This is a genomic window from Corynebacterium sp. 122RC1 (assembly GCF_024580955.1).
Classification (GTDB): Bacteria; Actinomycetota; Actinomycetes; order Mycobacteriales; family Mycobacteriaceae; genus Corynebacterium; species Corynebacterium kozikiae.
This window is the reverse complement of sequence record NZ_JANIKD010000006.1, coordinates 115,622-137,563: the sequence shown is the minus strand read 5'-3', so window position 1 is coordinate 137,563 and position 21,942 is coordinate 115,622. Positions and strand designations below refer to the sequence as shown.

The window sequence follows — 21,942 nt, the reverse complement described above, 5'->3', positions numbered from 1 at the left end:
CCTCGAGGCGCTCGAAGTACATGCGCACCGCGCGCTCCTGCGTGGCTGCGTCGTACTGACTGGGTCGTGCCATGCTGATCGTCCTCCTAGGGTAAAACCTAGTCTCCGACCAACCCAGGCCGCTTCACATCGCTACTAAAGTCTTCGTCCTCGCTGCCTGGCTGTTCAACTGTCACTAGGGTTTCACGCAGCTTCTTTGCTGCTTCGCCGTGTTGGGATGAGTGTGCTTCGTCAATGATGACGCAGTATTTTCTTCCCGCCAGTGCTTCGTTGGTTTCCATAATCCTTGCGAGCGCTGGGAAGGTTTGAATGGTGCATGAGATGATGTGACCACCTTCTGACAACGCCTTTTCCAGCTTTTTGGATTTGGAACCAAGTTGATTGTCCACGGCCACAACCATGCCCTCGGAGGCCCGCATGAGGTCGAGGCCTTCTTTGACGTTATCGTCCAACGCTCTTCGGTCAGTGACCACGATGACTGAATTGAACAGCGGTTGGCCATCGGTGGTACACACGCGGTTTGCCCTGTGGGCGAGCCAGGCAATCGTTTTGGTCTTGCCTGATCCAGCCGAGTGCTGAATTAGGTAGCGCCCACCCACACCGTTGGTTGCCATGTCTGTGAGCACCCGCTCGCAGGCCCGCAACTGGTGGTAGCGAGGGAAGACAAGGCGGCCTGCATTGCCTTTCTTGGCAGGTTCCCATAGTGCGTAGTCGCGAAGGATCCGTAGGAACAACTCTGGTGCCAGTACTTCTTGCCACAGGTAGGCGGTATCGGAGCCTTCGGGGTTTGCCGGGTTGCCTGCGTGGAATCCGTTTCCCTTGTTAAAAGGCAGGAAGAAGGTATCTGCGCCGGCGAGCACCGTGGCCATGTAGACCTCTTGATTGGACACGGCGAAGTGCACGAGGGCGCGCCCTGGCATCAGTAGTGGCCGGTTTTTGTTGGGCACACGGTTCTGCCGGTATTGCTTGATTGCATCAGTAACGGCCTGGGTGTTGTCCGTTTTCAGCTCCATGGTGACTACCGGGATGCCATTGACGGTAAGCACGAGGTCGAGGGTTTCGGTGGAGTTCACATCAAAGCGCACTTGACGCATCACACGGAGGCGGTTCATCCGGGCCTTCGCGGCGATATCTGTGTACAGCGGGTTCTCTGGAAAGAACTGCACCATGTTGGCAAAGCTGGCTTTTTGCCGTCCACGTTGGGAGTGGGAGAAGCCGCCCCGCAAGGTTCCCAAGAGGCCACCGGATACTTTCTTGGTCCGTGCGGTGAGTTTTGGCGTGGAGTTTAGTTTTTCCACGAGGCGGTCGAGCAGTTTGTTTACTGCAACCTGGCGGTCAGTGCCGGAGAGCTTTGCAGGGACGGCCTTCTCAAATTCTTCGGGGTACTGGGTTTGCAACCAATAGAGCACGTCTCCGACGTGCAACGCACGGGCTACGTCCCACTCGGCATTAGATGCGTCGTGCACCCAGCCTGCCTGCTGGAGTGCGGCGACGATCGTATCTTCAAAACCTTTCTCAAGGTAATTGGCCATTGCCTTTTCTACCTGTGAATCAGACATGTTTTAGACCTCCACCTTTCCTGTCACGACGTCCGTGATGAGTACCTGACGGCGTTTGAGCAGCAGTTCCTTCAACTCATTGCATTCGGTGATGATGGTGTCAGTTTTGGCCGTCTCTTTATCAAGGTAGTCCGCGATCCACTTCTGTGTATCGAGGTCGGGGAGGGGAATCTTGAGATCCGTAATCATATTCATTCTGACTGAATCGACGGTGGATTTCGCACCGCCGTACTGTATTGACGCTGTGAACCGATGCTTGAAAGCCCAGTAATAGTATTCCGGAATCGTCTCTTTGAAATTGCTCATCACATACACCCTTTGATGGGCGTGGAACTTTCCATTCGCTAGATGATAGATTTTCCCGACCCCGGCACCGTCGCCTGATGTAAGAACTGCCTCAGTATCGAAAGACCATTCTGCGGACCTCTCGAGGTGGTCGGAGCGAACAAAGAATGGGTACGGACCATCTGAATTGGCGTCTTGGGTGTCGCCGGTGCCCGTCGTGGTACAGACAATGAATTTGCATTGAACTTCATGGAAGTCCCTTGCAAGTACTTCAATGGTTTCTTTAAGAAGTGACTCGTTGCGCTTCTCCAACAGCTCAACATAATCGTCCAGCTCCGCCACTAGGGTGTCGATCTGTTCGGTTTCACGGTCGAGGTAATCCGCGATGCGGCGTTGGGTGCCGAGAGAATAATTAGCTATTTTGTAATTCTGCAGGTACTGCATTGAGATTCGCTGCAGACCGCCTACGCCGTAGACGGCCCCTCTCGCTTCGTCGAGAAACTTACCGGATAATAAGTTGAACAATATCCATCGGGGTTCAATCTCGCGCTTGCACCGAATTACGTGTACTTCGGACGTGGCTAAGCCAATTTCGGAGTCTATATCGGCAATCATGGAGCGGCCGTGATAAACAGTGGGTGTCACTTTGGGGACAAGAATGTCGCCGTTCTGGAACTGGGTGTAACTCGTTTCTGACTTTTTCCAAACTTTCCTTGAAGATTGGTCTGCTTTTCCATACGCCCAAATATTCTCCAGAGGCAAGAAAGAGACCTCGTTGCCGTCTGGAAGTTCATTGAACTGTGGTGTCAATGGATTGATTTCGGCGATGTGCCAAAGAGCAATGGTATTTTCCATTACTTCTGCACCTCCGCCAACAGCTTCTGGATCAAGGCCAGCTTTTCATCGATCTTTTGGTCGAGTTCTTCCAACGTCTCGGTTTCTTCGGGCTTGTAGAACAGTCGGGTCATGGGGATTTCGTAGCCGATCTTCACATCGGCTTCGTTCCACACAAGGTCCGGGGCGAAGGGGTATACCTCACGCTCCATGTGCTCTTCGATGTTTTCTGTTCGTGGTACGCGCTCCACAATCTTTGAACCTGCATCAATCACTGGGTTGCCTTTGTGATCGATAGCTTCTGGCGCGGTGTCATCATCCACTGCTACAGCCTGCATGATGTGTGCGAGCAGGGTTGCACTCATCTTTAAGCCAGCGGCCTTGGCCTCGGTCTTTAAGTGATTGGGTAGATCATTCCATGCCATGCCCTCACATGAACGAATCACGGCTTCATGTCCGGTGAGGGCGGATTTGTGCTCCAAAGCTGCGCGCACGGTGTCGTCGGTAATGAGCGTTGCATAGTGCTTCACCCGGAACATTGGCACGTCATAGAAAGAGAGGTCCTTCGCGGTGACAATCTTGGACAGCTCTGGGTCAGCCTGATCGAACTTTGAGTACAGAGTTGAAATCGCTGCGCGGTCTTCTTCGGAGAAGTAGCGGCGCTTATTGCCCATGGACTTGCGCATTGGAGTCCACTGTGCGGTTGCGTCGATGAGCTGAATCTTGCCTCTACGCCGTGGCTCCTTATTCTTGTCCACAATCCAGATGTAGGTGGCAATGCCAGTGTTATGGAACATGTCCGTTGGCAGAGCGATGATTGCATCGAGGAAATCTTCCTCAATCAGCCACTGGCGAATCTGGTCCGCCCCCGAACCAGCAGCTCCGGTGAACAGTGGGGAGCCGTTGGTAACAACACCGCCACGGCCACCTTTTGTGGTTCCTTCCTCAGCGTCCTTGAGCTTGTCTACTACGTGGCAGAGGAACAGCATCTGCCCATCAGATACCGGTGGCAGACCGTGAGAAAATCGGGACCCCTCGCGATTCGCCTCGGCGGTTACTGCGTTCTTCGATTTCTTCCAGTCAGAGCCATATGGCGGGTTGGAGAGCACGTAATCGAACTGTTGGCCTTCGTAGCGGTCATTGACCAGGGTGTCGCCAAACTGAAGGGCGTTGGGATCAACGCCGGATACCACTAGGTCAGAGCGGCCGAGTGCGAAAGACTTTTGCATGATTTCTTGGCCAAACAGACCAACCTGAATGTTACTATTTAGTTCTTCCATCGCATTTTTGGCTACCAGCAACATGCCGCAGGTTCCGGCGGCTGGGTCGTACACAGTTCGTGCCGGAGCTTTGCCCTGGAGACCGTCATCGTCGGAGTTGAGCAGCACATCAACCATCAGGCGGATAATCTCACGCGAAGTGTAGTATTCACCGGCTACCTGCCCGTTTTCAGAGAATGAGCGGTACATGAGTTCCTCGAACAGGTCCCCCATGGCGTTTTCTGCGCTTCGTTCATTGCCCTTAGCTAAGGCTTCGTTTGACAAGTCAATGCCAGCAAAGTGAGCCACCACGCCCCACAGCACATTGCCTTCCTCTAACGTCTGCAAGAGTTCCGGGAACTTGAACGCCTTCCACACATCACGGACAGTCTCATTGAAGCTATCCAGGTATGCGAGCATGCCAGCCATCACGTTGTCATCTGAGTTGGCGATCACCTCCAAAGACAGCGGGGAAGAAGAATAGAACGGTAACTTGTGCTTGGCCAGAACCATTGCGTCCACCAGGTGGTCAGGCATGTGCTCTACTTCTTTGACGGTTTCCAGGACTGCGGTTTTGGTGTCCTTTAACGCACACTCCATGCGCCGCAGGACGGTAAACGGGAGGATGTAATCGCCATAGCTTTGGCGTGAAACGGTGCCGCGGAGGTAGGTGTCCGCGGTGCCCCATACAGCCTGGTAGATGGAGTTGGAGGAAGCCACAGCAATCATTCCTTATGGTTTGAGGGACGTGTTCTTTGATGACCTCATTACTTTAGCCGCCGTAGCCGACACTGATGGCCTACGCAGCCGGTTTGTGCGAACACTATTTCGGATGGGGAACCCAACAGGATCAGGAGCAGCGCCGGAGCGGTGGTTGTTGGTTCGGTGGGACAGTGAGCGTCTGAATTTGATGCTTGGCAGAAAACAATACTCTGGAGAAGTAGATGTCAGAATTGACAAGGTGGGTCTCGAGTTCGACCGGGGAACTAACCCTAGAGAGTCTCGGTATTGTGGACAAAAGACCAGTTAGCTGAGTGGGGAGTTTCGTGGCCTCCTCCGCGAGGGTGGGAAAAAGGTCTAGTGGAGGAGTCGAAGGGTTTAGCGCATGAGAAGTAGTGTGCAAGTTCGTTTCTTTGGGTGCGCTTGGAGAGGCGGTCTTGCGGAAGAGAGCGGGGTCCAGAAGAGCCAAGTAGCGTCCCGGGGTGGTGAATCTGTATGACCGCTCTGCTTCTGACGGTCGCTGCGGTACTGGGCCTCGTGATCGTGGCTAATGAGACGGGCGTGGCCTCGGTGGGCTTCGTTGTCACAACAACTCTCCTGGGCTTGGGACTCGCCCCCTTTGTCGGCGACTCGCTGGAGCGCCATATCCCGAGCTCCCAGTGGGATCGTCTCTCGCTCTCGCGAGACGCCAGTCGCCGATGGGGAGTGGAACTATTCAATGCCTTTCTCTCATGGATTGGGTGGAACAGGCTTATATTCTCCCTGCGGAGAGATGAGGTATCCGGGGCGATGAAGGGCAGTGAGTCGCGACCCGTGAGGGCGGCGGCGGCCGGCCATGCATGGGCGTTCCTGCTCCATGCAGTTACCGCGGTCTGGGCCAGTGTGGCCGGTGGATGGGTGTCCCTTGTGCCTCTCCTGACGGTCGGGGTCGTCTGCCACCTCTATCCGGTCCTGCTGCAGATCCATGTGCTGACCCGATTGAGGGAGAGGTAAGGCCGATGGTGGGGAAGTATACGTCGTATTATACGTCGTATTAAGTACACCCCAGGGAGGCGGAAGGGCTGGGTGCTTATCCGAGCTCTAATTCGCTTATGGCTAAGCCGGACCGCTGAACATCTCCGAGAAGCTTACCTATTTCGCTAATCATATGCTGACTCAATTGGATGGTTTATTATCCCCTGGTGGTGGAATTTTTTCCGGATCCCATATTGACACTATAGTTTTTGCTGAAATGAATGTTCCCGCGCCGAAAATGAGGGATACAAGCGCTGCGGTTAATAAGTAGGTTTCAAACCCTCCTGGCCTAATCCATATAAAAAATACAATCGAACAAAATAAACTAAAAGCACCGAGCTTTAATTTGGAGTTTAGTGTCTTTTTATTCTCGCGCGGGTGACGACGGTGGATTATTATGGTAAAGATGATTCCCGTAATTAGGCCCCAAATGAGCCCTGCCGCCAAGGCGGGAACGGCGACTAGTATCACTGGTTCTCCAGGGGGTGGATGAATCTCGATTAGCTTTTTCTTGTTGCAGTTGAAGAGGCACAGTTTTTGGAATGCCCTTTAGGGAAACTGGGTCATTCAAATCAACCAGCGGAAACTCGTTTAGGTTCCATTCTGAAGCGTCCTGGGTTTAGTGCCGCTTCTTTTACGACCCTGTGTTGATGGGATCGGTGAGATAGTACTCGGTTTCCACTTGAAGCGACCAGTGCCATGTTGGCGATCTAGTTGATCTTCTTGGGATCAGAGACGCCCAGCTCTTTCGACAGATAAGCCTTGGGGAACAGGTGATGGCGTTCAACGCCCTTAGCTGAGGTAATAACCGGGTCGAAACTGAGAAGGCCATCCTTGCCCGCGGGGGCCTTGACGGAGAGTGCCTGCCACATCTGGTTACGTTGAGGCATACCTTTTGGGATCTTTACATGGCGCACGATTCGTTTGTTTCGTTTATTCGGTAATGTGGGGGCGTGTCACACCTACAGGACAGTGAATTCGCCAGCACAGCGGCCACAGCCCGTAAGGCTTTGCAGAAAATTAACCGCGTCCTGAGCGATACATCTACGAATAAGGACGTCAAGGTCGTTGTGGAGGACTCCGATCACGTTATCCGTCTACCTCGAGAAGTAGCCAAAGTACTCCGGGAGATCCTGGTTAATTCTGCAGCCGGCAGATCGGTAGGCGTGATCCCTATGCGGGCCGAGCTAACCACCCAGCAAGCAGCTAACTTGCTTAATGTCTCTCGTCCGCATGTCATTAAATTAATGGATGACGGCATCTTGCCCGGACACAAGGTTGGCACGCATCGGCGCATCTATGCGGCCGACGTGCAGGCCTACAAACATCAACGAGATATTGACACCCGCACAGCTGCAGATGATCTCACTGCCCTGACCGAGGAGATGGAGCTGTACGAGTGAGCGGCTTTACCGTTGTCTACGACGCCAACGTGCTGTATCCCACTATGTTACGCGACATCCTGATCAGATTGGCAGGCACAGATATTTACCAAGCCCGGTGGACCGAGGACATCTTGGATGAGGTCTTTCGCAACTTCCAGGCCAACCGGCCAGATCTTGACCCCAGTAAACTGCGCCGAACCATAGAGCTGATGTACTTCAAGTGCTCATTTTCGGCTGCATATCAGATGACATCTACGTCAAAAACGGGAGCCCTAACCTTGAGCTAAGATTGAGGGAAAACAAAAGCGCTAACGAAAGAAATTGTTGATGAAATTGTCACCTTTGGAGTCGAGTGTACTTCCGCCGAAGATTACCCTGCCTGAAGATGCCGTTGGTGCCGTGTATTTCATCGATGAGGCTGGAAGCAAAGGGACTTTAGGCAAGCACTTTGTTACCGGTGCTGTAAAAACTGCAGACCCGGATCGACTTTCAAGGGCGGTAAAAGCCTGCCGAGATCGAAATCGTTTTACCGGGGCGGAAGAGATCAAATTCTCGAAGGTCACGAAGAACTCCGAACCGATTCTCGCTGAGATTTTTCGTGAAGCAGTCGCAGCAGAATGCCGATTCGGTGCTTTTGTACTGGATAAGCGGCATTTCGATCCGTGGAGTAGCAAGAAGCAATGGCAAGGACATCTTTTCGCTACTGATCGACTCCTTCGTGGGCTAGTCACTAGGAGAGAGATTAGTATTGCCCTTCTGGATCACATTGATGTTCCTGAAGGAATTTCATATGGCGATGAACTAATGAAAAGCTGTAACACGAGGTTTGGAAACAAGAGGATTGCTTCCGCAGTGAGTCTCGATTCAAGAACATGTTCGGGGCTACAGATTGCTGATCTCTTAGCTAGCGCGGTTTTTCATGCTCGAAAGAAAATCGAGGAAAATGGTCTCGAACGATTCCTTGAAGACCAGTCACCAAAGGCTCGGTTATCCAGGGACATTGCTGCTGCATTAGGAGTGAGCCACTTCAGTGATTGCAGTACGGATTTATTAAGAGTACAGACATCACATGAACAATCATTGACGGAATTGCGGAAAGGAGGTAGCCTCTAAGCAGGTGCTGATGCCGTAGCCTCAGGCTAAAAGCTGGCACTAGCTGGGCCGAGTCTCAGACTCATTACCCAGGGAAAGCGGCTTCTGTCCCGCGCTCGAATACCGTACTTATCGCGCCGCCCCAGAACTCAGGTTCTGGGGCGCTTGCTTTTCCCATCGTACTGAGGGGCTGTGGAGTGCCCGCTCTCAAAGATCATGGATTGCCCGCATCGGTAGTGTTCAGTGATGCAGGACCGGATGGGTTTCACGGGAAGATCTAGACCGCCTCTAGAACCCCGATATCCGGTTCCGGACCTGACCCCGTGGGGTAGACACCTGATATCCAACCCTGTCGGGTTGGGAAGAAAAGTAATCTACCACCATGCCTAGGTACTCCGAAGAGTTCAAACGTAATGCCGTGGCCCTCTATGAAGATATCGAGGCCCTTTCTCTAAAGGCCGCGTCTGCCGAACTCGGAATCACCTCCAAAGACAGCGGGGAAGAAGAATAGAACGGCAACTTGTGCTTAGCCAGAACCATCGCGTCCACCAGGTGGTCAGGCATGTGCTCTACTTATTTGACGGTTTCCAGGACCGCGGTTTTGGTGTCCTTCAACGCACACTCCATGCGCCGCAGCACGGTAAACGGGAGGATGTAATCGCCATAGCTTTGGCGTGAAACGGTGCCGCGGAGGTAGGTGTCCGCGGTGCCCCACACGGCCTGGTAGATGGAGTTGGAGGAAGCCACAGCAATCATTCCTTTTGGTTTGAGGGACGTGTTCTTTGATGACCTCATTACTCTAGCCGCCGTAGCCGACACTGATGGTCTAAGCAGCCGGTTTGTGCGAACACTATATCGGTTGGGGAAGACCCTGCACAGCAAAAAGCCCACCGCCGAAGCGGTGGGTTTTTCTTGGTCGGACTGACAGGATTTGAACCTGCGACCCCCACACCCCCAGTGTGGTGCGCTACCAAACTGCGCCACAGCCCGATTACTGCTTGCCGCCCAATTGGGCAACACCGATCAGGTTACACCAGTGTGAGCATTCCGGGGAAATTGGCAGGCCAGGGCAGTTTAGGAAGGCAAAGCGTCCACGTACACCCAGCGGCCATCAACCCGGCTGAATGTGGAGTGCTCGTGCTGCACGCCGCCTTCGTAGTAGGCCTTGAACTCCACCGTGCCTTCCGCGGAAAACATCGTGCCTCCAGTGGTTTGCAGAATCTCCAATCCCAGCCACTGCATGTCCGGGGAAAGATCCAAGGACGCTGGCCTGGTCCTAGGGTGCCAGGTACGCATGAGGTACTCGGAATCCTCCAGCACGAAGGCCGTGTAGCGCGACTGCATGAGCGCCCGCGCGGTTGGTGCATCCTTAGCACCGGAAAGCAGAGGCTCGCAGCAGTTGCCAAAGCTCAGCGCACCTTCGCGGGTCTGATGCCCTTGGCTGCAGGGGCAGGGTGCATCGATCGGGTACCCAGCAGTCATTGCCAGCCCCTACGCTTCCACGTCTTCGATAATGCGGACATCAGGGATGAGCGCTGCGATCTCGTGCCCCCGTGCGGCGTCGAGGAGTTGGGCCTTGTGGGCGTCGGTAAGCGCGCCCGTGAAGCGCAGCGCAACAGTGATCTGGCTGCCGTGCTTGGTGGCGGTGGCTTGGACGTGCTCCAGTTCGCGGATTTTGGCGTCTTTTGCCGCGATGCGCACGGTTTGGGAAACTCCGGCGGCCAGAGCGGAGAGTATAAGGCCGGTGGGGGAGATGCCCTGGCCTTTGCCGCCGGCAGACTTTTCGCGGTCGGTGGTGAGCGTGTGGGTTCCGGTGTGGACGAGGTCCGTGAAGCGGCCCGCCTGGGTGGAGTGGGCCACGGCAACGTGTTCGGGAAGCTCGGCAAGCTCTTGGGCCTCGGGGCGCAGATGCTGGCCAACCCAATCCACAATGAGGCGTGCGGCGAACTGGGCCGCCCCCTGCTTGGTCACCAAGTGATCAACCTGGTGGAGGGAAACCAGGGACTTGGGGAAGCGGGTGGTGGTGTAGATGAGCTGCGCGTTTTCTACGCCCACGGTTTGGTCAATGGGGGAGTGCAGGATCAGCAACGGCTTGCGGAGTTTCGGGAGGTATTCCTCGGGGTTAGTTTCGGCGAGGTCTTCCAGGAACTCGCGGGAAATGGTGATGTCACGCCCACCGAGGGTGAGGGTGACGGCGCCGGTTTCATCTACCTCCGAGATGCGGTCGGCGAAGTGGAGAACGGCGTGGGCTGGATCAAAAGGCGCGCCGATGGTGGCCACCGCACGGAGCTTCTTGAGTTGGGTTGCCGCTTTCAGCGCCGCCGCGCCGCCAAGCGAGTGGCCAATCAGCAACTGAGGGGCACTGTAGTGTTCGCTCATCCACTGGTAGGCCGCTTTGATGTCTTCCACGTTCTCACTAAAGGAGGTCTCGTGGAAGTTGCCCTCGGATTGGCCAAGCCCAGGGAAGTCGAAGCGCAAACACGCGATGCCGTGCTCCGCGAGCTCCTTTGATGCACGCGAAGCCGCAGGCGTAAACCGCGAACCCGTGAAGCAGTGCGCAAACATTGCGAAGGCGGTGGGCGTGGAATCTGGCATGTCAATTGTGCCGGCCATCTGGTAGCCCTTGGAGGAGGGCACCTTCACGTTCACGGAATGCACTGGGCGGTTTACCTTTCTCAGGTTCGGAGGTGGGGTCTGGGGTGGGGTGGGGTGGAAAGCTGCTTTTGCCCGTAGTTCTTCACCTGGCAGTAGCACACGGCAATAACACACGGAAGCAACGCATCTGAGCAACGTACTAGAGCACAGAGTAGAGCAATGCCGTGCCGTAAACTACGGCAGCACCGCTAAAGTGGGTGTCAGTTTGCTTAAACAGCGCACCCCTTTGAAATCTAGGTCACCAAAGCGGAGTTTTCCGCGAGTGCCCACACCCAGATTTCGGCGCGCAAAGCTTGCACAAAGGTACTGCTGCCAGACGATTTGCAGGAAGAAGTGATACACCGTGGCTGGTTTGAAATGGTTTTGGAACGCCCTTGATGGCAAATCCGGGCGCAACCAAAAACGTAGCCTCGGCATTGTAGAACGGGCAGGGCAGAAGGCCACAGAACTCGCCCAACTCGATGACGCCGCCCTGCGCGAGCTCGTGATGAGTGCCGCTGGCAAGGGCGCGGTAGGCAAGGGCACGTCTGGGAAGGGCGCGTCCGGCAAGAGCAACCCCCCGCGCCTCGCGGACCCCGAGACGTTCCTGGCCGGCCTCCAGGTGGCCTCCGAGCGCACGCTAGGTTTGCGCCCGTTCCCCGTGCAGTTGCAGGCAGTCCTGCGCCTGCTTGAAGGTGACGTGATCCAAATGGCCACCGGCGAGGGCAAAACCCTGGTGGGTGCCATGGCAGCAACGGGGTTTGGGCTGCTGGGCAAGCGGGTGCATGTGGTTACCGTGAATGAATACTTGGCCGGGCGTGACCGGGAGTGGATGGGCCCGCTCGTGGAGTTCTTCGGCTTGAGCTCCTCCCACATCGCGGAGGAAATGGGGCCGGGGGAGCGTCGGCAAGCGTACCTTGCAAACGTCGTGTACGGCCCCGTAAATGAGCTGGGCTTTGACGTGCTGCGCGACCAACTGATCACCCGCAGTGAGGACGCCGTAGTTGCCGCGCCTGACGTGGCGATTGTGGACGAGGCCGACTCCGTGCTTATCGACGAAGCGCTGGTGCCCCTGGTCCTCGCCGGCAGCGCACCGGGCGAGGCGCCGCGCGGCAGGATCACACAGGTGGTGCGGCGACTCAAGGAAAAAGAGCACTTCACGGTAAGCGACGACGCCCGCACCGCACACCTCACCGAGGCAGGCGCCCACGCCGTGGAGCAGGCGCTGGGGATTCACAGCCTCTACGACTCAGAGCATGTGGGCAGCACCCTTGTGCAGGTGAACCTGGCGCTGCATGCACACGCGCTGGTCCACCGAGATGTCCACTACATTGTTCGCGAAGGCAAAGTGGCGCTCATTGACGCCTCCAAGGGCCGCGTAGCGCAATTGCAGCGCTGGCCCGACGGCGTGCAGGCTGCGGTGGAAGCCAAAGAGGGCCTGGCGGTAACCGAGGGCGGCAAGATTCTGGACACCATCACCATCCAGGCTCTCATGGGGCGTTACCCGCTGGTGTGCGGCATGACCGGCACCGCCGTTGAAGCCACCGACCAACTCCGCCAGTTTTACAACCTGCACATTTCCCGGATCGAACCCAACGTGCCCAACATCCGCAATGACTACGCGGATCGTGTGTACGCCACCGCCACTGAGAAGTTCCAAGCGATTGTTTCCGATATTGCCGCGATCCACGCCACCGGGCAGCCCGTGCTCGTGGGCACCCAGGACGTCGCCGAGTCCGAAGCCCTGGCGCAGGCACTCGAGGAACATGACATCCAGGCGGCGGTACTGAATGCGAAGAACGACGCACACGAGGCCGCAATCATCGCCCAAGCAGGCGGGCTCGGGCAGGTCACGGTGTCTACGCAGATGGCCGGACGCGGCACCGACATTCGCCTTGGTGGGGTGGACGGAGCAACCTATGAGGAAGTTGTAGCCGCCGGTGGGCTGGCGGTGATTGGCACCAGCCGCTACCGCACGCAGCGCCTGGACAACCAACTCCGCGGGCGTGCAGGGCGCCAAGGCGACCCCGGCATGTCGCAATTTTATGTGTCCCTGGAAGATGATCTGCTGCTAGCGGGTGGCGACGGCGCAGAGATCGGGGCAACCCCAGACGCCACCGGGCTGATCCAGTCCAAAAAGGTGGAAAACTTCATTGGCCATTGCCAGCGCGTCACCGAAGGTGAGCTGTTGGAAATCCACGCCCAGACGTGGAAGTACAACCAACTGCTGGCGGACCAGCGCGAAATCATTGTGGAACGGCGCAAGAACATCTTGGAGAGTAACCAAGCCTGGGAGGAGCTGGCTGCGGCGAACCCGCAGCGGGCTGAGCAGTTGCAGGGTGAGGTTGCTGGTGAGGTGTTGGAGCAGGCGGCGAGAGAAATCATGCTGTTTCACTTGGACAACGCCTGGAGTGAGCACCTGGCCCTTATGGATGACGTCCGTGAGTCCATCCACCTGCGCGCCATCGCGAGGGAAACCCCAATTGACGAGTTCCACCGCATCGCCGTGCGCGAGTTCAAAGAGCTGGCCCAGCGCGCAGTGGATGAGGCCGTGGAAACGTTTGGAACGGTTGCTATTGACGCCGCAGGGGCGCACCTTGAGGATGCCGGCCTGATACGCCCCTCCGCCACCTGGACGTACATGGTGTCCGATAACCCGCTCCAAAACTCCGGCAACGGAGTACTGCGGGGCATTGGCAATATATTCCGTTAAAGGGGAGAGGGGAGCGTCGGAAGCTGCTCTTTGCGTGCGGTGCTTGAAACCGAGCGCGGCGCGCCTGCGTGGGTGAAGTTTGGGGGAACTTCCCCACACATTCTTGAGCCGGCCACCTGCCTAGGCTTTGCTGCCCGCGCTGAGGTGGATTGCGGGTGTATTGCGGCGGTTGAACTATGTCCGAACTATGTGGCTGCGTTTTCAATTCTCAGCGAGCCCATATCCTTCCAGGTAAGGGCATGGTCACAGCGTTCGGGTGCCCCACGATTTTGTTTAGGTTGGCGTAGTGTAGGGGGAAGCTGGCTAAGATATGAAGCATTGAATCAGTGCGTGCAATCAGAGGCGATTGGATGCCATGAGCAATCAACTTGGAGGTTGAACAATGAGTGACAACAACGTGACTCCAGATATGCAGGTGGAAACCACCTCTGTGTTCCGCGCAGACCTGCTCAAGGAGATGGAGTCCGGTGCAAGCGCGTCCCCAGCGTCTGGCACTGATGTCACCCCACCAGCAGGTGCAGGCATGCTCGTGGTAAAGCGTGGGCCAAACGCTGGTGCACGTTTCCTGTTGGATCGTGAAACCACCACCGCTGGCCGCCACCCGGACTCAGACATCTTCTTGGATGACGTCACCGTGTCCCGCCGCCACGCAGAGTTCCGCATCAATGACGGCCAGTTTGAGGTAGTGGACGTGGGAAGCCTCAACGGAACCTACGTGAACCGCGAGCCACGCAACTCCTCTCCGCTGTCCACTGGCGACGAGGTTCAGATTGGCAAGTTCCGCCTGGTGTTCCTGGCGGGTCCAGCAGCCTAAAGAACGCGGTTGTAGGAAGTAGTTGTAGGGACAAGGGAAAGAAGTAGATGGGCGCAGTACCTCAGAAAGCAACACCAGCTTCGGCTGGCGCTTCGCGCGCAGTAATTCCGGCGAAAGCTCCAAAGACCATGGCCATTGGAGTGGTACTGCAGCAGCTCACTGCTGAGTTTCCCGACGTGACCGTTTCTAAAATCCGCTTCCTGGAATCTGAAGGGCTCATCTCCCCACAACGCACGGCTAGTGGCTACCGCCGCTTCACCCAGGCTGACGTTGACCGGCTCCGCTTCATCCTCACCACCCAGCGTGACGCCTACCTGCCGCTGAAAGTGATCCGTGAGCAACTGGAGGCAATGGACTCTGGCCTTGTCACCGCCATCACGCCGCAGGTTGAGCCAAGTGCGCCGGTGGTGAGCCCCGAGAAGTTCCGTGGCACCGCCGGGGCAACGCGACTCAGCGAAGCTGACCTTGCAGCGCGCGCCGAGGTCACAGTTGAGCAGGTGCGAGCGCTGGCTAAAGGTGGGGTGATTGACGCAGACGCCTCTGGGTACTTCGACGCCGAAGACGCCCAAACCGCCGCACTGGCCGTTCAGCTTGAAGCATTTGGCATTGACACCCGCCACTTGAAGAACTTGCGCAACACAGCAGCCCGCCAGGCAGATTTGGTTTCCCGCGCGGTCAAGCCATTGGCGCACCAAAAGGGCGAAGGTGCAAAGCACGAGGCCCGCGAGCTTTCCCAGCAAGTGAGCGCACTGATGGTGTCACTGCACGCAAATCTGCTCAAGGCCGAGCTCAAAGATGAACTGGGTTCTTAGTCCATTTCTTTCATAAAGCGTTGTTGCAGTTGTTGCGAGAACGCCCCGCACACTTGCTGCCATTTGCCCCTGTGACTTTGGGGCCCGTTCACCGGTTGCGTAGTGGTGCGGGGTTTTCAGCGTTTCAGGGGTAACGTGGGGGACTATTAATTCCACAAGACATCCTTAAGGGAAGGAAACACATGGCCCAGCACGAATTGAGTTACCAAGGCCCGATCGGTCTGGGCCCAGAACATTTTCCCTGCCTGGTGTTCTGGTGGCCCGCGCGCGGCCGGGTGCTGCCAATTTGGGTGGAGGACGATGCAGGCTGGGCGCACCTCCAGCACGTCAATGAGCAAGAAGGACGCAGGCCAACCGCAATTGACCTCCTAATCGAAGTGCTCGCAATGTCTGGCCGCGAACTGAGCCAAGTAGTGATCTCTACCTACTTCAACGGCGAGTTCACTGCCACCTTGGAGTTCGAGGACGGCTTCGAGATGGACGCCCGCCCTTCCGACGCAACGCTGCTCGCCCTCAAAGTTGGCGTACCAATCCTCGCCGAGGAGGAAGTTCTCAACCAGGCCAGCGTCTTCATGAACGACGAAGACCTGCGCACCTACCTCCAGCTCGGGCCGCTGCCTCGTGAGGACGAGCCTGCCGACGTCGGCAGTGCGGGCGCAGCGTCTGCTTCAGGCGATGCGCAGGCGGACGCAGATTTTTCTGCCTTGATGGCGGAGCTCGGGATCTCGGAAGAGGACCTCTCATTGGATGTAGAGGATGACGCCTTCAGTTTCGGTGAAACAGATGTGACTGATGAGACTGATGGGACTGAAGATGACAATGGTGCAATTTAGGTTTAAACTTCAACTTGAGGTTTAAGTTATGGGCGTGTCGTGAGGGAAACCCTTGACCCTGTTCTAACCTTGCTAAAGAATATGAAGCATCGGTTTTCATCAACTGCGAGCGCTTCAACGAAGATTTTCACAGTACCGCGAGGAGCAAGGCATGTCTCTGGAGATCAAGCCTGAGGAGATGGGTGTGCAAGACACCCTGTTTGACGTGGGGCCAGACGAGGAAGTGGGCTACCGCGTTCCTATTGCTTGCCAGGTTGCAGGCATTACCTACCGTCAGCTTGATTACTGGGCACGCACTAAGCTCGTTGTGCCTTCCATCCGCGGTGCTCACGGTTCCGGCTCCCAGCGTTTGTACTCCTTCAAGGACATCCTGGTGCTGAAGATTGTCAAACGCCTTCTGGACACTGGCATTTCTTTGCAGAACATTCGCCTCGCCGTAGAGAAGCTGCGTGACCTTGGCGTGAACGACCTCGCGGAGATCACCTTGGTTTCTGACGGCAAGACGGTGTACGAATGCCGTTCTGCTGAAGAAGTATTTGACCTCCTGGGTGATGGACAGGGCGTGTTTGGCATCGCGGTGCCGGGCATTATGCGCGAACTCACCGGCACCATTTCCTCCTTCCCATCCGAGCGGATTGAGGAGGAGCTTGATGGTCCGCAGGTGATCGCCATGGATGAGCTCGCCGCAAGGCGCAGGCGCAAGAGCTCCTAGTTTTAAGGTGAAGAATCGGGCCCTCTGAGTTGCAACTCGGTGGGGCTCGTTTTGCGTTGCTCGCCCAATTGGGTGTGCGTTGGCTTGGAAACGGGGGTAGTTTTCAGTACACCCCCTATTGAGAGGCGCGGAGTTCCTCTTTTTGTGGGTTTGTTCCGATTCTCATGAAAGCCCAGGGGCTGGTTGCGTTTCCTCCATTTGAACCATGTGCTGGATGCTCCCTAATCTTTGTGCAGGATTTGAAATCCTTGCCCTCTCACTCTCTGGCCATCCCAGGCTGCCGATAGTGGAGTTGGGTGATCATCGTCCCTCATTGGAAAGGTAGCTGAATGAAAAAGCTCGTTTCGGCGCCGGCTCTTCCTGGCTGCCACTCAGCCACGATCACCGTTAAGCCCTCCCAGAACGCATTCCGCGAACAAGCGGATGCGTGAGGGGCCAAGAATCTTGGTTGAAGAATAGGCAAATGAAGCCTTCACCCGCGTTTCCCTTTGGAAAGTAACCCGAACAGGGTTCTCCTCAAAGGGAGACGTTTTGCTATGTACGGTTTGAAGTATGGTGTGAAGCCTTGTGGATTTCACCCACCCCGGTTCCCTTCAAAGACACCCAACGCACAAACTGCTCCAACGGACCCCGCGGGAAGAACAGCATCCACACCGGGCACGCGATCAGAAGAAATAGCACTGTTGCGCCAAACCCAAACCAATCGGCGAGCGTGCTCATGGTGCCGTCCACCTTTCCGTCCTCATCGCTGAATATGCCGGCCGAATGCTCTTGGTAATACTCGGATTCGGCGTCCCACAGGCTTTCCCACCCCTCGGATTGCTCTACCAAGTCTTGGTACTCACCCCACGGCATGCCGCCAAGTTCGTCCACGTTGGTACTGCTCACGCTCTTGTCTGCCTCCGCGATGGAAGCATCAATCGGATCTATGGCCACCCAACCGAACAGGCCTAACAAGAACGTGATTGCCGCAATGCTCAACACGTGGAACACGTAGCTGCTCAGCGCCATTTGCCCCACCGATCGCAGTGGGAACAAGAAGATCTGCGCCCAAGGAATTCGGGCGAGCAACAAGCACAGCGTAATCACGCCGATGCTCACTGCTGAGGCGCTCGCTACGTCAATGAGGCCACCGCTGTGGGCGCTAGCGTCGGCGGCAAGAAGCGATCGCCAACTCAAATCCGGAGCACCGGCTAAGGTGTCCGTCGGGAAGGTCAAGGCACCTGGTACCGCGGGAGCCTCCAGCATTTTGCTGCCTTCACCGAGTTCACCTGAGTCCTCCTGAACTCGCCACCACAACATGAGGCCAAGCACTCCAAGCCCCGCAAGGGCAGTGAGGGACTCACGCCACACACCGCGGGCATTCCCATCCGCCGTCGAAGCGCTGGCAGGGGCAACGAGGAATCGGTACAGGAGAATCCCCACCACGCCGTAGGTGAGCCACGCGAACGGAGGATATGGGCCCAGGAGCCCGGATGGATACCAGTCATAAGCGTTGGAAATACCTAGGATCGCCGCGCCGCCAACCCACAACGCGAGGCCGAGTACGATCACGTTCCTGGTACGCCAGCGAGTAACGGGGCCCAATAGCAAAATGATCAGCGCTATGGAACTCAGCACCACAGCGATGAACGTCTGCACTGCGGCAAGCAACATTCCCAGGAGGAGGATTACTACGCCGCGGATAAGGAGCCGGTGGCGTGCCAAGGCCAGTTCGGTGCCGCCAGCGGCGTTGCCTTTTGCCATCATCAAGGCGGTGGACACACCAGCGAGCACAGCAAACATAGCTGAGGGGAACCCGTTGGTGAGCGCGTACACCGCGCCGGTACTGGGAGCCAGGTGTGCGGCGATCATGCCGATTACCGCGAGGGCGCGGGCTACGTCAAGCCCAATGATTCGGGTGGAAGAACCCATACGTTCACGGAGTGTTTGTGCCATGGTGATCATCATAAGGCAACCGCCACCACGCCGGCGCTGCCAGACATTGGCCTTATACTGACCTTCATGCAGTCACTGGGACTTCCCGAACTTCGCGCTCGCAGGTTGATTGCCCAGGGCTTGGGCGGTACGCAACCGCACGTTCCTACGGGAGACCTCGCCGCAACCACCAAGCACATGCTGGCCACTCAGGGCCAAAACTACGCCGGCGGGCTCACAGGACTTGCCCTGCGCTCTGGGCTGAAAGTACGCCACACCCCAACGGTGCGCAGCGAGCTCGATGCCACCATGGATTCCCTCGGCATCATCCGCACCTGGAGCCAACGCGGCACCCTGCACTTTCTCCATGAGGAAGACTTCTGGATCGTGCAACTCTGCGGGATCCGTGCAACCACCTTGAACCTTGGCAGCGTCGCTAAGCGCTGGGACATGCCGGAACAAACCTACCGTGAGATTCGCAGCGCCGTGCTCGACGCCGCGGAGGTGCAGATTTCGCGGGAGCAGGTGCGCAGTATTGTCGACGCGCACTGGGGCGTGCAGGGGGCTGGGGTGACGTCCAGCGTGTTGCGGCATCTGGGATCGGCGGGTGAATTGGTGCAGATGAGCAAGATCGGAAGGCATGATTCTTTCATCCGCACTGACCAGCGGGTAGCGCAGGCGCACAGGCGCAAGCTGGAGGATCAGGGAAAGGAAGCGCTGATCCGGGAACTTGCGCAGCGCTATTTCAGTTCGCGTGGGCCGGCCAGCGTGGCTGACCTTGCGTGGTGGTCAGGGCTTGGCAAAACGGCGCTGCAAAAAGCGGCGCAATCCTTGGTGAGCAGCGGCGAGCTGATGAGTTTTGAGCACAAGGGCACGGAAATGTACGCCGCGGCGTGGCAGGAGGAAGTGACCCCGAAGCAGCTCCAGGCTGCGCTGCGGAAACGTTGGCACCTGCCGCCATTTGACGAATACCTCATGGCCTACACCGACCGGCAGGCGATCTTCCACAAGCAAGCGCGCCCCCATGAAGTGCTCACCGCGAACGGGCTATCCTGGGAGTTCGCCGTGCGCTCGGGGATGATTACCGGCCGTTCGGAGCAGGCTTCAGGCTAGGAGCCTTCACGCGGGGCGAGCTGTTTGCGGGCCTCGGCGTCGATGTCGCCTTCGGCGTAGTAGCGGGAGGTATACACCCGCGCTCCCTGGCTGCTGTTGTACGTCTTCGTTGTGGACGCACCCACGATGAGCATGGTGCGCATATCCACCACCTCGGGATCCAACTCACCAAGGGTGGTGACCTGCACGGACTCCTGTTCTGAGCCCACCGCGCGAGCCACAATTACCGGCGTGCTTGGCGGCTGGTATTCCAACACGATGTCCTTGAGGGCCTGCACCTGCCAGCGGCGCTGCTTCGACGCCGGGTTGTAGACCGCAAAGGCCATGTCTGCACCGGCGAGCGCGCGGAGGCGCTTTTCCACCACGCTGAAAGGCTTCAGACGGTTGGAAAGCGAAACCATGCCGAAGTCATGTCCTAACGGTGCGCCCACTCGGCTAGCAACTGCTTGGGCGGCCGTCATACCTGGGACAATGCGCACGGGAACGTCTGCCCATTCCGGGTCCTGGGCCACCTCGAGCACCGCGGAAGCCATGGCAAACACGCCGGGGTCACCGGAGGAAACCACCGCCACGCGGCGCCCCTTCTTAGCCATATCCAGCGCCATCGCAGCACGCTCGGCTTCCACCTTGTTGTCCGAAAGGTGGCGGCGCTGCCCGGCGCGCTCGGGCACGCGGTTGATGTAGGTGGTGTACCCAACCAGATCCGTGGCCAGGCGGAGCTCCCGGCTCACCTCCGGGGTGGTCCAGGCGTCGTCGCCGGGGCCCAGGCCAAGGACCACCACTTCACCGGTGACTGCTGGCTGTGTGTTGTGGTTGGGATCCAGCAGGTATCCCTGCCGCTGGGAGGGCACTACGGCCACCGCGAAGTAGGGGATTGCGTTGGCGTCGGCCTCGCGCAAGGGGAGGGCCTGCTGGCCTTCCATGCCCACGCGGATCACCACATAGGCGCGTTCGCCAAGGCCCGCCCGTTCCAGGGCGTCTTTGACCTTGGTGAAATTGCGGCCGAGCTTCATGATCACGGCGGAGTCACAGGTTTCTAGGGCGCGGTCCAGCTCAGCGGCGGGGAGGGTGCCGGGGATGATGGAAAGGAGGTCCTCATCCTCAGAAAGCGGCAGGCCTAGCACATTTGCTGCTGCGGTGACTGAGGGGATGCCGGGAATGATCTCGGCTGGGTAATCTTCCGCCAAGAGCCGGTGGAGGTGCTGGTAGGAGGAATACAGCATGGGGTCACCCAGCGCCAGAACCACCACGTGTTTACCGGCTACCAGGTGTGCACCCAGGCGTTCGGCGGCCTCTGCGTAGAAATCGGCCATTGCTCCGGCGTACCCGCCGGGGTGGTCTGTGATGCCCGTGGTCACGGGGTATTCAAGGAGTTCCTCTTCAACACCGGCAGGGAAAAACTGGCCGGCAATGCTGCGCGCCGTGCTGCTTCCATGGGGGCGGGCGTGAAACGCGATCACGTCCGCCGATTCAATGGCTTTCAGCGCCTTCAGCGTGAGGAGTTCGGGATCTCCAGGGCCTACACCTACGCCGGTGAGCTTGCCGCGCACACTTATGGTCATGGGAGGATCTCCTGGGCAGTTGCCAAAGCGTTGATAGCGGCGCAGGTGATTGCCGAGCCACCGCGGCGGCCGTGCACCGTGAGGAACTCCGTGCCGGCCTCGTGGGCAACCTTGGCCAGAGCCTCCTTGGACTCCGCCGCGCCGATGAAACCAACAGGGATACCCAAGATCGCTGCCGGGCGCGGGTAGGTGGGGTCCGCGAGCAGCACGTTGAGCAGGTGGAACAGGGCAGTAGGGGCGTTGCCGATTGCCACCACGGAACCCTCCACCACCGGACGCCACAATTCCACAGCGGCGGCGGTGCGGGTGGTGCCCAACGTGGCTGCGAGCTCAGCCACCTGTGGCTCGCCAAGGTAACACAGCACCTCATTGTGTGCCGGAAGGCGCTTGCGGGTCACACCAGAGCGAACCATGTTCACATCCGTGAGGATCGGCTTGCCGGCCTGGAGGGCGCCGCGCGCAGCCTGCACCAGGTTGGCGGAGCACTCGATGTCTTTTGCCAGGTCAGTTTGGCCGGCTGCGTGGATCATTCGCACCGCAATCTGTGCTTGGTCCGGGGTAAACGCACTGAGGTCTGATTCCTCGCGGATCATGGCGAAGGAGCGACGGTAAATCTCGTTGCCGTCGGTTTCATAGTGAAACCGCATTGGTTCGCCCGGTGCAGTGTTTCCTGGTGCAGGGGTC

The 21,942-nt window shown here is 57.6% G+C and carries 21 protein-coding genes and 1 tRNA gene; 11 read left to right on the top strand and 11 right to left on the bottom strand.

Annotated features, from left to right (window positions below; genetic code table 11):
- Positions 1-98 precede the first annotated feature (98 nt).
- The 3 genes from NQ050_RS04900 to NQ050_RS04890 are packed head-to-tail and all read right to left on the bottom strand — an operon-like array spanning position 99 to position 4,657.
- A complete protein-coding gene (locus NQ050_RS04900) occupies positions 99-1,559 on the bottom strand; it encodes a type I restriction endonuclease (protein WP_257038165.1) in 1,461 nt (486 codons plus the stop codon).
- A 3-nt stretch (positions 1,560-1,562) separates the two neighbouring features.
- A complete protein-coding gene (locus NQ050_RS04895) occupies positions 1,563-2,699 on the bottom strand; it encodes a restriction endonuclease subunit S (RefSeq protein ID WP_257038164.1) in 1,137 nt (378 codons plus the stop codon).
- Complete coding sequence (locus NQ050_RS04890) at positions 2,699-4,657, bottom strand: class I SAM-dependent DNA methyltransferase (protein WP_257038163.1); 1,959 nt, start codon at positions 4,655-4,657, stop codon at positions 2,699-2,701. Before NQ050_RS04890 ends, NQ050_RS04895 begins: the two co-directional genes overlap by 1 nt.
- A 495-nt stretch (positions 4,658-5,152) precedes the next feature.
- Here NQ050_RS04890 and NQ050_RS04885 point away from each other — a divergent pair, with 495 nt between their 5' ends.
- On the top strand, positions 5,153-5,650 hold the full coding sequence (locus NQ050_RS04885) for a hypothetical protein (protein ID WP_257038162.1): 498 nt from the start codon (positions 5,153-5,155) through the stop codon (positions 5,648-5,650).
- Between the two features lie 731 nt (positions 5,651-6,381).
- On the opposite strand, the gene NQ050_RS04880 is transcribed toward NQ050_RS04885, so the two are convergent.
- Positions 6,382-6,588, bottom strand: a complete 207-nt coding sequence (locus NQ050_RS04880; protein WP_257038161.1) for a hypothetical protein — start codon at positions 6,586-6,588, stop codon at positions 6,382-6,384.
- A 36-nt stretch (positions 6,589-6,624) separates the two neighbouring features.
- On the opposite strand from NQ050_RS04880, the gene NQ050_RS11235 reads away from it, so the two are divergent.
- From NQ050_RS11235 to NQ050_RS04860, 4 genes are all read left to right on the top strand, one after another.
- Positions 6,625-7,074, top strand: coding sequence for a helix-turn-helix domain-containing protein (locus NQ050_RS11235; RefSeq protein ID WP_257038160.1), 450 nt, complete (start codon positions 6,625-6,627; stop codon positions 7,072-7,074).
- Positions 7,071-7,343, top strand: a complete 273-nt coding sequence (locus NQ050_RS04870) for a PIN domain-containing protein (protein ID WP_257038159.1) — start codon at positions 7,071-7,073, stop codon at positions 7,341-7,343. Before NQ050_RS11235 ends, NQ050_RS04870 begins: the two co-directional genes overlap by 4 nt.
- A gap of 40 nt (positions 7,344-7,383) precedes the next feature.
- On the top strand, positions 7,384-8,169 hold the full coding sequence (locus NQ050_RS04865) for a DUF3800 domain-containing protein (protein ID WP_257038157.1): 786 nt from the start codon (positions 7,384-7,386) through the stop codon (positions 8,167-8,169).
- A gap of 361 nt (positions 8,170-8,530) precedes the next feature.
- On the top strand, positions 8,531-8,659 hold the full coding sequence (locus tag NQ050_RS04860) for a hypothetical protein (RefSeq protein WP_257038173.1): 129 nt from the start codon (positions 8,531-8,533) through the stop codon (positions 8,657-8,659).
- A gap of 62 nt (positions 8,660-8,721) precedes the next feature.
- Here the strand turns inward: NQ050_RS04860 and NQ050_RS04855 are convergent, their stop codons facing one another.
- The 4 genes from NQ050_RS04855 to NQ050_RS04840 all read right to left on the bottom strand — a co-directional run bounded on the left by NQ050_RS04855 (position 8,722) and on the right by NQ050_RS04840 (position 10,806).
- Positions 8,722-8,895, bottom strand: a complete 174-nt coding sequence (locus NQ050_RS04855) for a type I restriction-modification system subunit M N-terminal domain-containing protein (protein WP_257038156.1) — start codon at positions 8,893-8,895, stop codon at positions 8,722-8,724.
- A 166-nt stretch (positions 8,896-9,061) separates the two neighbouring features.
- Positions 9,062-9,138, bottom strand: a tRNA-Pro gene (locus NQ050_RS04850).
- An 84-nt stretch (positions 9,139-9,222) separates the two neighbouring features.
- Complete coding sequence (locus tag NQ050_RS04845; RefSeq protein ID WP_257038155.1) at positions 9,223-9,630, bottom strand: YchJ family protein; 408 nt, start codon at positions 9,628-9,630, stop codon at positions 9,223-9,225.
- Between the two features lie 9 nt (positions 9,631-9,639).
- Positions 9,640-10,806: an alpha/beta fold hydrolase gene (locus tag NQ050_RS04840; protein WP_257038154.1), complete on the bottom strand. Its 1,167-nt coding sequence runs from the start codon at positions 10,804-10,806 to the stop codon at positions 9,640-9,642.
- A 340-nt stretch (positions 10,807-11,146) separates the two neighbouring features.
- Here NQ050_RS04840 and secA2 point away from each other — a divergent pair, with 340 nt between their 5' ends.
- The 5 genes from secA2 (at position 11,147) to NQ050_RS04815 (ending at position 16,666) form a co-directional block, all read left to right on the top strand.
- A complete protein-coding gene (gene secA2, locus NQ050_RS04835; protein ID WP_257038153.1) occupies positions 11,147-13,495 on the top strand; it encodes an accessory Sec system translocase SecA2 in 2,349 nt (782 codons plus the stop codon).
- Between the two features lie 382 nt (positions 13,496-13,877).
- Positions 13,878-14,309 carry an oxoglutarate dehydrogenase inhibitor Odhl gene (gene odhI, locus NQ050_RS04830; RefSeq protein ID WP_257038152.1) on the top strand — a complete coding sequence of 144 codons (432 nt, stop codon included), beginning with the start codon at positions 13,878-13,880 and terminating at the stop codon, positions 14,307-14,309.
- 47 nt (positions 14,310-14,356) lie between these two features.
- Positions 14,357-15,121: a MerR family transcriptional regulator gene (locus tag NQ050_RS04825; protein WP_257038151.1), complete on the top strand. Its 765-nt coding sequence runs from the start codon at positions 14,357-14,359 to the stop codon at positions 15,119-15,121.
- 182 nt (positions 15,122-15,303) lie between these two features.
- Entirely contained in the window at positions 15,304-15,954 is a 651-nt protein-coding gene (locus NQ050_RS04820; RefSeq protein ID WP_257038150.1) for a bifunctional nuclease family protein, read from the top strand.
- A gap of 151 nt (positions 15,955-16,105) precedes the next feature.
- Entirely contained in the window at positions 16,106-16,666 is a 561-nt protein-coding gene (locus NQ050_RS04815) for a MerR family transcriptional regulator (RefSeq protein WP_306428471.1), read from the top strand.
- Between the two features lie 534 nt (positions 16,667-17,200).
- On the opposite strand, the gene NQ050_RS04810 is transcribed toward NQ050_RS04815, so the two are convergent.
- Positions 17,201-18,604 (bottom strand): DUF1624 domain-containing protein, encoded by a 1,404-nt coding sequence (locus NQ050_RS04810; RefSeq protein WP_257038149.1) that lies wholly within the window; start codon positions 18,602-18,604, stop codon positions 17,201-17,203.
- Between the two features lie 66 nt (positions 18,605-18,670).
- On the opposite strand from NQ050_RS04810, the gene NQ050_RS04805 reads away from it, so the two are divergent.
- Positions 18,671-19,696: a winged helix DNA-binding domain-containing protein gene (locus NQ050_RS04805; RefSeq protein ID WP_257038148.1), complete on the top strand. Its 1,026-nt coding sequence runs from the start codon at positions 18,671-18,673 to the stop codon at positions 19,694-19,696.
- On the opposite strand, the gene cobJ is transcribed toward NQ050_RS04805, so the two are convergent.
- Entirely contained in the window at positions 19,693-21,258 is a 1,566-nt protein-coding gene (gene cobJ / locus NQ050_RS04800) for a precorrin-3B C(17)-methyltransferase (protein WP_257038147.1), read from the bottom strand. The two genes, NQ050_RS04805 and cobJ, sit on opposite strands and share 4 nt — an antisense overlap.
- Positions 21,255-21,905 (bottom strand): precorrin-8X methylmutase, encoded by a 651-nt coding sequence (locus NQ050_RS04795; RefSeq protein WP_257038146.1) that lies wholly within the window; start codon positions 21,903-21,905, stop codon positions 21,255-21,257. The genes cobJ and NQ050_RS04795 overlap by 4 nt, the downstream gene beginning before the upstream one ends.
- Positions 21,906-21,942: the final 37 nt, after the last annotated feature.

Bases quoted from the DNA above. Each gene is read 5' to 3' on its own strand.
- NQ050_RS04900 (WP_257038165.1), bottom strand. From the start codon at position 1,559: ATGTCTGATTCACAGGTAGAAAAGGCAATGGCCAATTACCTTGAGAAA.
- NQ050_RS04895 (WP_257038164.1), bottom strand. From the start codon at position 2,699: ATGGAAAATACCATTGCTCTTTGGCACATCGCCGAAATCAATCCATTG.
- NQ050_RS04885 (WP_257038162.1), top strand. From the start codon at position 5,153: ATGACCGCTCTGCTTCTGACGGTCGCTGCGGTACTGGGCCTCGTGATC.
- NQ050_RS04865 (WP_257038157.1), top strand. From the start codon at position 7,384: ATGAAATTGTCACCTTTGGAGTCGAGTGTACTTCCGCCGAAGATTACC.
- NQ050_RS04860 (WP_257038173.1), top strand. From the start codon at position 8,531: ATGCCTAGGTACTCCGAAGAGTTCAAACGTAATGCCGTGGCCCTCTAT.
- NQ050_RS04845 (WP_257038155.1), bottom strand. From the start codon at position 9,630: ATGACTGCTGGGTACCCGATCGATGCACCCTGCCCCTGCAGCCAAGGG.
- odhI (WP_257038152.1), top strand. From the start codon at position 13,878: ATGAGTGACAACAACGTGACTCCAGATATGCAGGTGGAAACCACCTCT.
- NQ050_RS04825 (WP_257038151.1), top strand. From the start codon at position 14,357: ATGGGCGCAGTACCTCAGAAAGCAACACCAGCTTCGGCTGGCGCTTCG.
- NQ050_RS04820 (WP_257038150.1), top strand. From the start codon at position 15,304: ATGGCCCAGCACGAATTGAGTTACCAAGGCCCGATCGGTCTGGGCCCA.
- NQ050_RS04815 (WP_306428471.1), top strand. From the start codon at position 16,106: ATGTCTCTGGAGATCAAGCCTGAGGAGATGGGTGTGCAAGACACCCTG.
- NQ050_RS04810 (WP_257038149.1), bottom strand. From the start codon at position 18,604: ATGGCACAAACACTCCGTGAACGTATGGGTTCTTCCACCCGAATCATT.
- NQ050_RS04805 (WP_257038148.1), top strand. From the start codon at position 18,671: ATGCAGTCACTGGGACTTCCCGAACTTCGCGCTCGCAGGTTGATTGCC.
- cobJ (WP_257038147.1), bottom strand. From the start codon at position 21,258: ATGACCATAAGTGTGCGCGGCAAGCTCACCGGCGTAGGTGTAGGCCCT.
- NQ050_RS04795 (WP_257038146.1), bottom strand. From the start codon at position 21,905: ATGCGGTTTCACTATGAAACCGACGGCAACGAGATTTACCGTCGCTCC.